Below are 13,354 nucleotides of genomic sequence, written 5' to 3'. Positions count from 1 at the left end.
ACGCGGTGTGTCCTTATCCAGGCGAGCTAGTTCACAGCGGGATCACGCGTCAGGTGACGCCGCGCCGCCGGTCCACCGCCACGTACGACCCCGGCTGGCTCTTGGCGACCGTCTTCATCTCCGAGGCCACCGCGATCGCCTCCAGGGGGTCGGTGAACCGCTTGCCGGCGTCGGAGAGGGAGACGCCGATGGACAGCGTGACCAGGGCGGCCCGGCGGATGTTGCCGCGCCGGTCCTTCAGCTCGACGAAGCCGCGCTCACGGTCGGTGGCGTCGTAGAGCGTGTCGGCGGACTTCTCGAAGTCGACCACCGCCCGGGAGGTCAGCGGGCGGACCTGGTCCGGCGCGCAGACGATCACGAAGTCGTCGCCGCCGACGTGACCGAGGAACGCCGGCGGCAGACCCACCGCCACCACCGCCCGGTGCAGGCTGCGGGCCAGCGCGGAGATGAAGTCGTCGCCACGCACGAAGCCGTACCGGTCGTTGACACTTTTGAACCGGTCGATGTCGATGTAGCCGACCGCGTAGTCCACCCCGTGCCGGACCCGGTCGCTGATCTCCCGCCGGATCCGGCTGTTGCCGGGCAGCCCGGTCAGCGGGGAGACCTCCCGGAACTCCTTGTTGCGCCGCAGCGTCGAGGAGACCCGGGCCACCAGCTCGGCGGTGTCGAACGGCTTGACCAGGTAGTCGTCCGCGCCGGCGCTGAGCCCGTGGACCTTGTCCACGGTCATCCCCTTGGCCGTCAACATGATCACCGGAATGGCGGAGGTCATCGGGTCGGCGCGCAGCCGTCGGGTCAGCTCCAGCCCGTCGATGCGGGGCATCATGAGGTCGACCACGGCCAGGTCCGGCCGTTGCCGCTCGATGACCTCCAGGGCCTCCTGGCCGTCACTGGCGTGGATCACCTCGAAGCCGTGCAACCGCAGGTTGAACTCGACGAACCGAGCGATGTCCGCGTCGTCGTCGACGACGAGGATGATGTCCTTGCGGTCGGCCTCCGGCTCCACCTCAGGCCCCGGGCGCCGCGCGCTCCGCCAGGGCCCGCAGTCGCCGGACCGCCTCGGCCGGGTCGGCGGCGCCGTAGACGGCGGTGCCGGCCACGAACGCGTCGGCGCCGGCGGCGGACGCCTGCTCGATGGTGTCGGCGGCGATCCCGCCGTCCACCTCGATGCGCAGCTCCAGGTGGCCGGCGTCGACGTGCCGGCGGGCGGCGCGGACCTTGTCCAGCAGCTGCGGGATGAACCGCTGCCCGCCGAAGCCCGCCTTGATCGTCATGATCAGCAGGGTGTCGAAGCTGGGCAGCAGCTCCAGGTACGGCTCGATCGGGGTGTCCCGGTCGATGGCCAGCCCGGCCTTCGCGCCGGCCGAGCGCAGGTCCTTGGCGAGCGCCACCGGGTCGTCGGCCGCCTCGGCGTGGAACGTGACGTTGTACGCCCCGGCGTCGGCGTAGCCGGGGGCCCACCTACGCGGGTCGGAGATCATCAGGTGCACGTCGAACGGCATCGTGGTGGCGGCTCGCAGGCTCTGCACCACGGGCAGCCCGATGGTCAGATTGGGCACGAAATGGTTGTCCATCACGTCCACGTGCAACCAGTCCGCGGCGTCCTCGACGGCACGGACCTCTTCGGCGAGGCGGGCGAAATCGGCGGCCAGGATGCTCGGCGCGACGATCGGCGGCGGTACGGTCACGGGGCCAGTGTACGAACGCGGCCACCCGCCGCCCGCAGCACGGCACCAACTCCGACACGCTGTGATCCAGCAGTGACCAGTAGTGCAGAATAAGCCGGTCCGGGCCATCGATTCCGGACGAACAGACATCAGTGGCTGGCCGATCGACCCAAACGCGACGACACTCCAACCGGGACGGTGCCGTAGGCTGCACGCCCGCCGGGGTCGCGCCGCGGGGCGCGGTGACCGGTCGCCAGCTCCCGGGAGGGCGGACGATGCGACGGTGGCTTCCAGCGCTGGCGCTGGTCGGCATCACGACGATGCTGCTGGCCGGCTGCGGTCCGGCACGAGGCGCGGACGGTGACCTCACCGACGACTGGCCGGCACTGCGGGTTCCAAGACCGTTCACCCCCGCCACCGACACCTGCCTGCCCCGGATCACCTCCGTCGTGCAGGCCAGCACGTACGAGACTGTCGACTGCGCCCGCAGCCACCTCGCCGAGGCGATCCACGTCGGCACGTTCACCGGCACGGCCGCGCAGGCCGGCACCCGGCCGGGCCCGGGCTCGACCGCGCTGCGCGCGGCCCGCTCCGAGTGCGACCAGCGGGCCCGGGAGGTGCTCGGCGGCGACTGGCACACGGCCCGGCTCACCCTGACGCTCTCGCTGCCCAGCGGCCCAGCCTGGACCGGCGGCGCACGCTGGTTCCGCTGCGACCTCAGCGAGACCGACAGCATCGACAACACCCGGCCGGTGAACCGCGTCGGCAGCCTGCGCGGCGCGTTGATCGGCGACACCCCGCTGACCCACGGCTGCTTCGACCCCAAGCTGATCGGCGACAACCTCAACTACATGGCCCCGGTGCTCTGCACCGAGCCGCACCGCGCCGAGTTCGTCGGCGTCTACGAGGAACGGGACATGAGCTGGGCCGAGTTCACCCGCGCGGGCGAGCAGGCGCACCGGCGCTGCATGGCGTTGATCGCCACGTACGCGGCCGTGCCGAACAACAGCGACCTGCCGTACCGGGCCGGGTCCATCTACTACCCACCGTCGCAGCGGGAATGGGAGGAGGGCGACCGTGGAGTGCGCTGTTTCCTGTGGAGCGACGACCGCAAACTCACCCGTTCGATGCGCGGCGCCGGCCCCGAGGGACTGCCCGCGATCTGAGTCGCGGTGCCGTATGCTGCTGCGCCGTGGCGCTACCGGCCGGCTGGGGGCCGTCCGGAGGTCACCAGCGGCGGGAGGTCGACGATGCGACGGTGGTTGACGGCGATTGCCGGGGGCGCGGTGGTGGCCCTGGCGCTCACCGGCTGTGGCGCACCCGCCGGAGTCGACCGTGACCTCATCGACGACTGGCCGGCGCCCGTGGTGGCGCAGCAGTTCGTCCCCGCCGCCGGCGTCTGCCACCACTCCTCCCAGCAGGTCGGCTTCCTCAGCGGCTACAACCCCATGGAGTGCGCCGAGTCGCACCGGGTGGAGACCCTGCACGTCGGCACGCTCACCGGCCCCGGCACCGAACGCGGCACACCTCCGCCGCCCGGCTCGGTGGGCATGCGGGCCGCGCAGGCCGGCTGCGAGACGGAGGTCAACAAGGCCGTCGGTGCCGACTGGCGCTCCGGGCGCCTCGGGCTCGCCGTCGTGCTGCCCTCGCCGGCCGCCTGGGCCGGCGGGGCCCGCTGGTACCGCTGTGACGTCACCGAGATCGCCAGCATCGACGACACCGCCGTCGACCTGCGCACCGGCAGCCTGCGGGGTGCCCTGACCGGCGCGTCGCCGCTGGCGTACCGCTGCTTCAACCCCAAGCTGGACAGGGACAAGATCGAGGAGATGGTGGCGGTGTCCTGCACCGCCAAGCACCACGCCGAGTTCGTCGGGATCTGGCAGGCCCCGGACATCAGCTACGCCGAGTTCAACCGCACCACCAAGCGCACCCACCGGGCGTGCCAGTCGGTGACGGCCAAGTACGCCAAGGTGCCCGACAACTCGCAGCTCGACTTCCGCGCCGGAACGATCTACTACCAGCCGTACGAGCAGGAGTGGCGCAACGGCAACCGCGGCGTGCAGTGCTTCCTCTGGATCAGCGACCGGGACCTGACCCGCTCGCTGAAGAACGCCGGCACCAAGGGCCTCCCGGTCACCTGATTCCGGCCGGCACGACCGCACCCGGCCGGCTCGGCCGGGTGCGGTGTCGCGTTCAGCCCTCGCGCGGGGCGGCTGTCAGCCCTTGCGCAGGACGGCGAGGAACATCGCGTCGGTGCCGTGGCGGTGCGGCCAGAGCTGCACGGTGGGGCCGTCGCCCAGGCCGGGCATGCCGGCCGGCAGCAGCGGTCGGGCGTCGACGAAGTCCACCGACACGCCGCTGCGGCGAGCCGCCTCGGTGACCGTCACGTGCGTCTCGACGGTGTGCGGCGAGCAGGTGACGTAGGCGACCAGCCCGCCCGGTCGGACCGCCCGCAGCGCGGCGCCCAGCAACTCCCGCTGCAGCCGGGTCAACGGCGGCAGGTCGGAGGGCTGGCGGCGCCAGCGCGACTCGGGCCGGCGACGCAGCGAGCCCAGCCCGGTGCACGGGGCGTCCACCAGCACCCGGTCGAAGTGGCCCTCCGGCAGCTTCGGGTCCGCGCCGACCTCACGACCGTCGGTGGCCACCACGGTCACCGGCAGACCCCGGGTCGCCTGGGACACCAGCCGAGCCCGGTGCTCGGCCACCTCCACGGCGGTCAGGTGGGCGCCGCGCTGCGCGGCCAACGCGCCGAGCAGGCCGGCCTTGCCGCCCGGACCGGCGCACAGGTCCAGCCAGCGCCCGTCCGGGCCGTCCAGCGGCGCGTCGGCGAGCGCGGCGGCCACGAGTTGGGAGCCCTCGTCCTGGACGTGGGCGCGACCGTCGACCACCGCCGGCACGTCGCCCGGGGCGCCGCCGGGAAGGTAGACGGCGTACGGCGAGAAGGCGCCGGGCGCGCCGCCGACCTGGTCGGCCAGCTCAATCGGGTCGATCAGGCCGGGACGGGCGCACAGGTGCACCGGGGGACGCTCATTGTCCTCGATCAGGAGCCGGGCGGTCTCGCCCAGGTCGCCGTCGAGCGCCTCGGAGAAGGCCCGCACGATCCACTGCGGGTGGCTGTACGCCAGCGCCAGGTGCCCGACCGGGTCGGTCTCGATCGGCGGGGCGAGCTTGGCCACCCACCCGTCGATGTCGCGGGTGGACACCTCGCGCAGCACCGCGTTGGCGAACCCGGCGGCGCCCGGCGCGACCGAGCGGACCAGGTCCACGGTCGACGACACGGCGGCGTGCGGGGGCACCCGGGTGTGCAGCAGCTGGTACGCCCCGATCCGCAGCGCGTCGCGCGCCGGCGGGTCGATGCGGGCCACGTCCCGCCCGGACGCGTCGCTGAGGATCGCGTCGAGCGTGCCGAGGTGGCGCAGGGTGCCGTAGGTCAGCTCGGTGGCGAACGCGGCGTCGCGGCCGTACAGCCCCTCCTCGCGCAGGATGGTGGGCAGCACCAGGTTGGCGAAGGCGTCGTCGCGGTGCACGGCGGCCACCGCCTCGTACGCCACGCGTCGTGGCCGGTCCAGGGGCGGCCGGGTCGGCCGGCGGTCGCCGCCGCGGCCGGCGGACGAACCGCCTCGGAACGGACGCGTCCCCTCCGGGGCCGTCACGCGAGACCCTCGCCGGCGCTGACGCGGACGCCGCGCGCCCAGTCGGTGGCCGCCATGGCGCGCTTACCCGCGGCGCGGACCTCGCCGAGGCGCACCGGCACGGTGGCCGTGCCGGCCAGCGCCCGGTTCTTCTCCACCAGCAACTCCCCCGGTTTCAGGTCCGGTCCGTCGGCCACCGGTGCGACCGGGCCGAGCTTCACCCGCTCGTCCCGGAAGGTCGTCCACGGCCCCGGGGCCGGCGTGCAGGCGCGGATCCGCCGGTCCACCGCGAAGGCCGGATCACCCCAGCGCACCCGGGCGTCCTCCACGGTCAGCTTCGGCGCCAGCGACACCCCGTCGGCGGGCTGCGGCTCGGCGCGCGCGGTGCCGTCGGCGATCGCGTCGAGCACCGCCACCAGCAGCCCGGCGCCGGAGTCGGCGAGCCGCTCCAGCAGGTCGCCGGAGGTGTCGCCGGGGCGGATCTCGTCGGTCAGGGTGCCGAAGACGGGGCCGGTGTCCAGGCCCTGCTCCAGTTGGAAGACGCTGGCCCCGGTCAGCTCGTCGCCGTGCAGCACGGCGTGCTGCACGGGCGCGGCGCCCCGCCAGGCGGGCAGCAGCGAGAAGTGCAGGTTGATCCAGCCGTACCGGGGGATCTCCAGGGCGGCCGGCGGAACCAGCGCGCCGTAGGCGACCACCGGCACGCAGTCCGGGGACAGCTCGCGGAGCCGGTCGAGGAACTCCGGGTCGCGGGGGCGGGCCGGCGTCAGCACCTCGACGCCGTGCTCGTCGGCCCACGCGCCGACCGGGGAGCGGGACAGGCCACGCCCCCGCCCGGCGGGCGCGTCGGGCCGGGTGACCACGGCGACCAGCTCGTGCCGGGAGGCCGCGACGGCGGCCAGGGCGGGCACGGCCACCGCCGGCGTACCGGCGAAGATCACACGCATCCGGGTCACCGACCCAGACCGAAGGGGTCGCTGATGTGCGGGCTGAGCTTGACCGTGGGCGGGGCCGCCGCGTCGTACCACTCGGCCTGGCGGATCGCCTTCATGGCTTCCTTGCGCCCCTCCGGGTCCAGTCGGTCCAGGAAGAGCACCCCGTCGAGGTGGTCGGTCTCGTGCTGCACGCAGCGCGCCATCAGGCCGGTGCCGACGATCTGCATCGGGTCGCCGAACGAGCTGAAGCCCTTGGCGATGACGTTCTGCCGGCGCTTGGTGTCGAAGTAGAGCCCGGGGATGGACAGGCAGCCCTCGGGGCCGTCCTGCTCCTCCTCGTCGGGGAACTCCAGCACCGGGTTGACCAGGTGCCCGAGCACGTCGTCGACGTCGAAGGCGAACACCCGCAGGCTGACACCGAGCTGCGGCGCGGCCAGGCCGGCGCCGTTCTGCTCACGCATCGTGTCGGTGAGGTCGGCGACGAGCCGCCGTAGCTCGGCGTCGAAGTCGACCACCGGATCGGCCGGCGTGCGCAGCACCGGATCCCCAAAAAGACGGATGGGCTGGACGGTCACGCGGGACGGCTCCTTCATCAGGCGGGCGAGCGGTGCCGTACCAGTCTACGGAGTGCTCCCGAGCGCCCCGGCCGGCGTACCTCGATCGGCCACCGCCGGTGTGCCCAGCGTCACCGGCAGGCTCTCGTAGCCGCGCAGGGTCAGGCGGGTCCGGTGCCGAGGCTGCCCCGCCAGGGCCAGCTCGGGCAGACGGCGCAGCAGCATCGGGAACGCCAGCTGCGCCTCCAGCCGGGCCAGGCCGGCGCCGAGGCAGTAGTGCGGGCCGGCGCCGAAGGACAGCGGGTGCGCCTGCTCGCGGGTCGGATCGAAGCGCCCCGGGTCGGGGAACCGGCGCGGGTCGCGGTTGGCCGCGCCGAGCAGCAGCAGCGCCGTACTGCCGGCCGGCAGGTCGAGCCCGCCGCAGCGCACCGGCGCGGTGCTCGTCCGGGTGGTCAGCTGCACCGGGGAGTCGTAGCGCAACAGCTCCTCGACGTACGCCGGGGCGAGCCCGGGGTCGGCGCGCAGCGCCGAGGCGGCCTCGGGGTGACGCAGCAGCACCACCAGGCCGTTGCCGAGCAGGTTGGTGGTGGTCTCGAAGCCGGCGACCAGCAGCACGACCAGGTTGGCCAGCAGTTCGTCGCCGGCGAGCCGGGCGCCGTCGGCGTCGTGCACCTGGACCAGCGCGGTGGTCAGATCATCGGCCGGTGCCCGGCGTCGGGCGACGATCAGCTCGACGAAGTAGTCGCGCAGCTCGGCGGCGCCCGCGTCGGCGACGGCCAGCTCCTCGGTGGTGATCTCCGGCTCCAGCACCCCGGTCAGGTCGCCGGTCCAGCGGCGGAACAGCGGCCGGTCCTGCGCCGGCACGCCGAGCAGCGCGCAGATCACCCCGACCGGCAGCGGGTACGCGAAGTCGGCCAGCAGGTCGATCGGCTCGCCGTCAAAGGCGCGGGCAATCATCGCGTCGAGCAGTTCCTCGGCCTGGGCGCGCACCACGTCGCGCATCCCGGCGATCCGACGCGGGCTGAACGCGCCGGCGGCGAGTCGGCGCATACGGCTGTGATCGGGCGGGTTGGTACGCAGCATGGACCGGGCGATCGACGTGATCGCCGGGCTCTGCCGCCAGTTCGGCCAGACCTGGTCCCGCAGCGCGTCGTCGAGCACCCCGAGCCGGGGGTCGCGCAGCAGCTCGTCGACCTCCGGGTAGCCGGTCACCACGTACATGCCGGGCAACGCCTGCACCACCGGGCCGTGCGAGCGCAGCCGTTCGTACGTCGGGTACGGATCGACGCGTCCCTGCGGCGACATGAGCAGCGTGAGCGCCTCGGCAGCATCCATGGCTGGCCTCCCCCGTCGATGCGTCGGAGGCTCCATCATCCCGGTGCCGCCGGCAGCCGGCATCCCCCGCCCGGCACGCGCGTCAGCCCGGGGCGGTTGCCGCCCGGCTCAGCAGGGCGCGGACCCGCTCGCCGTCGGGGTGACCGAGGTCGTCGAGGATGCCCAGGGCACGCCGCCAGGTACGCGCCGCGCCGGCCGGGTCCCCCGCCGCGCGCCGGCTCTCGCCGAGCCGGGCGAGGGTGTCCGCCTCGTCGTAGCGGTCGCTGATCCGCCGGTACAGCCGCAGCGACCGCCCGTAACAGCGGATCGCCTCCCGGTGGTCGCCCAGGCGCGCGTGGATGAAGCCGAGGCTGTCCCAGGTGTTCGCCTCACCGTGCCGGTCCCGGGTCCGGCGCAGCAGCGCCAACGCCTGCTCGCAGTGGGCGAGCGCCGGGCGGTACTGGCCGAGCTGGGCGTGCGCCCAACCCACCGCGTTGCGGGCGCTGGCCTCCCCGGCCAGATGGCCGGCGTCCCGGTACAGCGCGAGAGCCCGCCGCACGTGGTCCAGCGCCTCGGCGTACCGGCCGAGGCCGTCGAGCATCGCGCCGAACGCCCGGTGGGTACGCGCCTGCCCGGTGTGGTCACCCAGCGCCCCGAAGAGCGCCAGGGCCTGCCGGTAGTTGCTCGCCGCCTCGTCCACCCTGCCCAGCCGGGACAGCACCCGGGCGAGGTCGCGGTGGGCGTTCGCCTGCCCGAGTCGGTCCCCCGCCCGCCGCGCCCCGGCCAGGGCGGTCCGCTGGGCGACGGCCAGATCCGGCCACCGCCCCCGGCGTTGCAGAAAGTCCACAAGCGTCCACGCGAGCTGCCAGGCGTGACCGTCGAAACCGGCACGGTTCGCGTGCGCGACCGCCGCCAGCAGCACCGGGTACTCGATGGTGAACCAGTCGAGCGCCTGCGCGTGGTCGGTGATCTCCTCGGGCGCCACACCCGGTGGGGCCGCCGCCAGGGTGACCGGATCGCGACCCGGCTGCAGCAGCAGCGCGGCCGCGTGCGCGGTGTGCAGGTAGTGGTCCAGTCCGCGCCGGATCGCGGCCCGCCGTGCCTCGGCCGGCTCGAGTCGGTCGGCCTGCTCGGCGGCGTACGCCCGGAGCAGGTCGTGCGCGCCGAACCGGCCGGGGGCGTGCTCGCTGACCAGATGGGCGTGGGCCAGCTCCGCCAACAGTCGGGGCACCTGCTCCCGGGGCAGCCCCGCCAGGCTGGCCGCCGCGGCGACCCCGATGTCCGGGCCGGGGTGACAGCCGAACAGCCGGAACAGCCGTGCCGCCGCGGGCGTGAGGCTCCGGTACGACCAGGAGAAGACTGCCTGCACGTCGGTGCCGGCGTCGCCACCGTCCAAGGAGTCCAGCGGGCGCGGCGCCGCGCGCAACTCGGCGGCGAGGGTGGCCAGGGAGAAGGCGGGATTCGCCGCACTCCGCGCGGCGAGCACCGCCAGGGCCAGCGGCAGCCGCGCACATCGCTCGATTATCTCGTCCACGGCCTGCGGCTCGACCGCCAACCGGTCGGCGCCGAGCCGCCGGGCCAACAGCTGCCAGGCCTCGGCGGCGCTGAGCAGCTCGACGCCGACCGGCCGGGCGCCCTCGGTGGCGACCAGGCCGGCCAGCCGGTTGCGGCTGGTGACCAGAACCAGGCAGGTCGGGCTGCCGACCAGCAGCGGGCGAACCTGGTCGGCATCGCGGGCGTTGTCCAGCAGCACCAGCATCCGGCGACCGGCGAGCAGGCTGCGGTAAAGCCCCACCTGCGCGGGCAGGTGGGTGGGGATCCGTTCGGGCGGCACCTCAAGGGCCTCCAGGAAACCCCGTACCGCCTCGACGGTCGTCACCACCGTTCCCGTGGAGTCGAATCCGCGCAGGTCGACGTAGAGCTGGCCGTCCGGGAAGCGGTCGGCGACCCGGTGCGCCCAGTACACCGCCAGCGTCGTCTTGCCCACCCCGGCCGTGCCGGACAGCGTCACCACGGTGGCCGGCGCCCGGCCGCCGTCGCCGGGGGTGTCCAGGCCGGCACAGGCGACATCGAGCTGGGCGAGCTGGGCGGTACGTCCGACGAATCCGGGCAGCGCCGGGGGCAGTTGGCGGGGCACGGGGAAGCGGGTCGGGGCGGCCCGGGTGCCGCCGCTGCGGGCCCGTACGGCCCCGGCGCCCGCCCGGCCGGTGGCCGCGTGGTCCCGCGTCGGACGTCGACGTCGCTCCTCGATCCGGTCCCGCGCGGTGGCCAGCACTCCCTGCTCGGTGGGGGTCGCCCCGAGCAGCCGGATGAGCGCGTCGAACCGCTCCGGCGGGGGCAGGATGTGGCCGGCGAAGTACTCCCCGATGATCCCGCGCGACCAGCCGGTCTTCGCCGCCAACTGCCGGTACGTCAGCCGCGTCTCCCCCTGCTGCCGGGCTTCGCGGCGGCGCAGCTGGCGCAACAGGCCGGCCAGCTCTGACAGGGTCTGCGCCTCGACACCGCCGCGGGCCACGTCGAACGCCGCGGGCGGCCCCTGCGGTGCTCGACGAACGCCGGACGGTACCCGTTGGTCGGACATGCGGCCCCCACCCCCTACCGGTCACCCGGTCGCCCCGGGTGCCGACACGGGCAGGCTAGTTGCGGTCACACACCGCTAGATAGGAGGCGGCCGATGTCTGACAGTTCCACATCGGACCGCTGCCCCGTCCGGCGGTGTCCGACGGTGTCCAGTCCCGTCCAGGATCGCCGTGCTGAACCGACGTCTCGTGCCACCGTCCCTGGTGCGGGTTCGGCCCGCGCCACGAAACCCTGGGGAAGGGGCACCAGATGATCCGTCCACACCCGACCGTTCGACGGTCCACGACGATGCTGCGTCGCATCGCCGTCACCGCCTGCGGCCTCACGCTGCTCGTCGCGGGCGTGAGCGCCGCACCGGCCACCGCCGCGCCGAAAGGCAAGGCCACCACCACCGGATCGTTCGTCGACAGCACGGCGGTGCCCGGCGGCTTCGCCTCCTGGTCGGAGCTGCTCGGGTTGCAGCAGCGGATGAACACCGCCGCCGCGCAGATCACCAACGCGGCGCAGCGCAGCGCGAACTCCGGCTTCGCCGGTATCGTCGCCGATCCCACCACCCGTCAGCTCCAGGTCTACTGGAAGGGCGAGCCGCCGGCCCGCCTCGTGGCCAACGCGCGGGCCACCGTCGCGACGACGGTGCTGCCCGCCGCGTACTCACAGCGGGAGCTGATGGTCGCGGCCGACCGGCTGCGCGCCACGGCCGGCGACAAGATCACCACGGTGGGGCCGCGCGCCGACGGCGCCGGCCTGCTCGTCGGTACGCAGAGCGGGCTGCTCGGCGCGACGGCTCTCGCCGGCGTCCCGGTGACCGTGCAGACCGGCGTCGCCGCCGCGCCCGCGACCCGGTGGGACGACACGTCGCCCTGGTGGGGTGGCGCAGCGTGGCGCAACACCGCCACCGGTGGCGGCTGCTCGACCGGCTTCGGGGTCTTCCAGGGCGGGGTGTCGCGGATGCTCTCCGCAGCGCACTGCGCCAACCTCAACGTCCTCGCGACCGACCCGACCGGGCAGACGATCGGCACCGTCGGAACCCGCAACGTCAGCAGCGACACCCTGCTCATCGCCGGCACCTCCGGCGGCCGGGTCTTCAACAACAGCACCGACGCGGCCGGCGGGGTGGTCAGCAAGTTCAGCAACCAGGTGATCGGCGCGCAGGCCAGCCAGGTCGGCAACTGGGTGTGCACCTCCGGCGCGTACTCCGGCACCCGCTGCTCGATCCAGGTGAAGGCCCGCAACCTGTGCATCAACGTGCGTAACTTCGGCACGGTCTGTGGCCAGGTGCAGGCCGAGAACACCACCCGCACCAACGCCGTCGGCCAGGGCGACAGCGGCGGCCCGGTGGAGATCGTGAACCCGGCGAACACCCTCCAGGTCTGGGCGACCGGCACGAACACCGCCATCGACGACACCAACACCGCGACGGCGTGTACGGGCTACGTCCCCACCGGGCGGGTGTGTGCCTGGCGGATGTACTACGAGGACATCTTCTCCGGCATGGCCGGCGTCGGCGCCTCGGGCGTGGTCCTGGGCTGACGCCTCGCGGCGAACCGTCGGTCGAGCCGACGGCCGGGCCGGCGCGCACCCCGCGCGCCGGTCCGGTTCCGCGCTGGGCTCAGGCGCCGACGCCCCGGTCCGCGGCGAGCACGGCGTCGCCGCCGAGCAGCGCCGGCTCGGGCAGCGGCAACTGGATCTTGTGGGCCGCCTCCCAGTCGTAGACCAGGCCGGGGCGCACGTGCGCGGCGAAGTAGTCCACGGCGCTCATCCCGCCCACCACCGGCTCGTCGACCTCGGCGACCAGCTGGGCGGGGACCAGGGAGAAACCGTTCTGGACGGCGGCGCTGAGCCGACGGTGACCGTCGACGACGAAGAAGTACTCGCCGGTGAAGCCGATCTTCAGCGGCTCCAGGGACTCGTCGCCGGCCTCGGCCACGTCGCCGACGAACTCGCTGTCCCAGAGCCCGCGCAGGGTCGCGATGTCCTCGGTCGGGTAGATCCGCGCCGGGTCGAGCAGCAGCAGCGGCGAGCCGTCGCGCAGCACGTCGGCGCCGAGCGTGCCCTCGTACGCGGCGATGATGTGCTCGACCACCTCGGCGGCGGAGGCCCGGGTCGTGTCGCAGATCAGGTCATAGTTGCGCAACCGTGCCTTGTCCACCCCGTAGCGGACGATGAACCGGCTGCGCTCGCTCTCGCTGCGCTCGCGGAGCTTGGCCTTCGCCTCCTCCAGCGAGGCGTAGCTCTCCGCCGGGCCGGACGGGCGGGCCAGCACCCGACGGGCCGCCTCCCCCGGCTCGGTGATCATGTGCACCTTGAGCGCGTCGGTGAAGAAGTGCCAGGCCAGCCGCGAGTCCATGATCAGATGCTCGCCGGAGGCGGCGATGTCGCGCTGGAGCTGATCGACGTAACCGTCGACGGCCTGGTCCAGCTCGGCGTGCAGATTGAGCTGCAGGGCGGTCATCTGCCGCTGCTGCGCCATCTCCCGGTAGAGGTCGCCCACGCTGACCCGGCGCATGCCGAGCCGCTTGGCGATCTCCACCGACACGGTGCTCTTGCCGCTGCCGAGGTCGCCGTTGAAGACGATCGATTGTCGAACGGTCACGACTGGTCCACCCCTGATAACCGGCTTCCTGACATCATCGACATCGCGTCCGACCGGCGCGTTCCCGGCCCGCCCGCCTTCG

The 13,354-nt window shown here is 73.8% G+C and carries 11 protein-coding genes; 3 read left to right on the top strand and 8 right to left on the bottom strand.

Features of this window, described 5'->3' with window-relative positions; genetic code table 11:
- Positions 1-49: 49 nt before the first annotated feature.
- Both ABZU53_RS21180 and rpe read right to left on the bottom strand, forming a co-directional pair.
- A complete protein-coding gene (locus ABZU53_RS21180; RefSeq protein ID WP_355067104.1) occupies positions 50-1,006 on the bottom strand; it encodes a response regulator in 957 nt (318 codons plus the stop codon).
- Between the two features lies 1 nt (position 1,007).
- Positions 1,008-1,688, bottom strand: a complete 681-nt coding sequence (gene rpe, locus ABZU53_RS21175) for a ribulose-phosphate 3-epimerase (RefSeq protein WP_354857803.1) — start codon at positions 1,686-1,688, stop codon at positions 1,008-1,010.
- A gap of 254 nt (positions 1,689-1,942) precedes the next feature.
- On the opposite strand from rpe, the gene ABZU53_RS21170 reads away from it, so the two are divergent.
- Positions 1,943-2,833 carry a septum formation family protein gene (locus ABZU53_RS21170; RefSeq protein WP_355067103.1) on the top strand — a complete coding sequence of 297 codons (891 nt, stop codon included), beginning with the start codon at positions 1,943-1,945 and terminating at the stop codon, positions 2,831-2,833.
- A gap of 84 nt (positions 2,834-2,917) precedes the next feature.
- Positions 2,918-3,808, top strand: coding sequence for a septum formation family protein (locus ABZU53_RS21165; RefSeq protein ID WP_355067102.1), 891 nt, complete (start codon positions 2,918-2,920; stop codon positions 3,806-3,808).
- 75 nt (positions 3,809-3,883) lie between these two features.
- On the opposite strand, the gene ABZU53_RS21160 is transcribed toward ABZU53_RS21165, so the two are convergent.
- The 5 genes from ABZU53_RS21160 to ABZU53_RS21140 all read right to left on the bottom strand — a co-directional run bounded on the left by ABZU53_RS21160 (position 3,884) and on the right by ABZU53_RS21140 (position 10,680).
- Positions 3,884-5,320: a transcription antitermination factor NusB gene (locus ABZU53_RS21160; protein ID WP_355067101.1), complete on the bottom strand. Its 1,437-nt coding sequence runs from the start codon at positions 5,318-5,320 to the stop codon at positions 3,884-3,886.
- On the bottom strand, positions 5,317-6,243 hold the full coding sequence (fmt, locus tag ABZU53_RS21155) for a methionyl-tRNA formyltransferase (protein ID WP_355067100.1): 927 nt from the start codon (positions 6,241-6,243) through the stop codon (positions 5,317-5,319). Before fmt ends, ABZU53_RS21160 begins: the two co-directional genes overlap by 4 nt.
- A gap of 5 nt (positions 6,244-6,248) precedes the next feature.
- On the bottom strand, positions 6,249-6,806 hold the full coding sequence (gene def / locus ABZU53_RS21150) for a peptide deformylase (protein ID WP_354857793.1): 558 nt from the start codon (positions 6,804-6,806) through the stop codon (positions 6,249-6,251).
- A 45-nt stretch (positions 6,807-6,851) separates the two neighbouring features.
- Positions 6,852-8,120, bottom strand: coding sequence for a cytochrome P450 (locus ABZU53_RS21145; RefSeq protein ID WP_355067099.1), 1,269 nt, complete (start codon positions 8,118-8,120; stop codon positions 6,852-6,854).
- Between the two features lie 82 nt (positions 8,121-8,202).
- A complete protein-coding gene (locus tag ABZU53_RS21140) occupies positions 8,203-10,680 on the bottom strand; it encodes a tetratricopeptide repeat protein (protein ID WP_355067098.1) in 2,478 nt (825 codons plus the stop codon).
- A 248-nt stretch (positions 10,681-10,928) separates the two neighbouring features.
- Here ABZU53_RS21140 and ABZU53_RS21135 point away from each other — a divergent pair, with 248 nt between their 5' ends.
- Complete coding sequence (locus ABZU53_RS21135; RefSeq protein WP_355067097.1) at positions 10,929-12,209, top strand: hypothetical protein; 1,281 nt, start codon at positions 10,929-10,931, stop codon at positions 12,207-12,209.
- Between the two features lie 79 nt (positions 12,210-12,288).
- On the opposite strand, the gene ABZU53_RS21130 is transcribed toward ABZU53_RS21135, so the two are convergent.
- Positions 12,289-13,272, bottom strand: coding sequence for an AAA family ATPase (locus tag ABZU53_RS21130; protein WP_354857784.1), 984 nt, complete (start codon positions 13,270-13,272; stop codon positions 12,289-12,291).
- Positions 13,273-13,354 lie beyond the last annotated feature (82 nt).

The organism is Micromonospora sp. NPDC005194, assembly GCF_040608335.1.
Classification (GTDB): domain Bacteria; phylum Actinomycetota; class Actinomycetes; order Mycobacteriales; family Micromonosporaceae; genus Micromonospora.
This window is presented reverse-complemented; position numbering and strand designations above follow the sequence as displayed.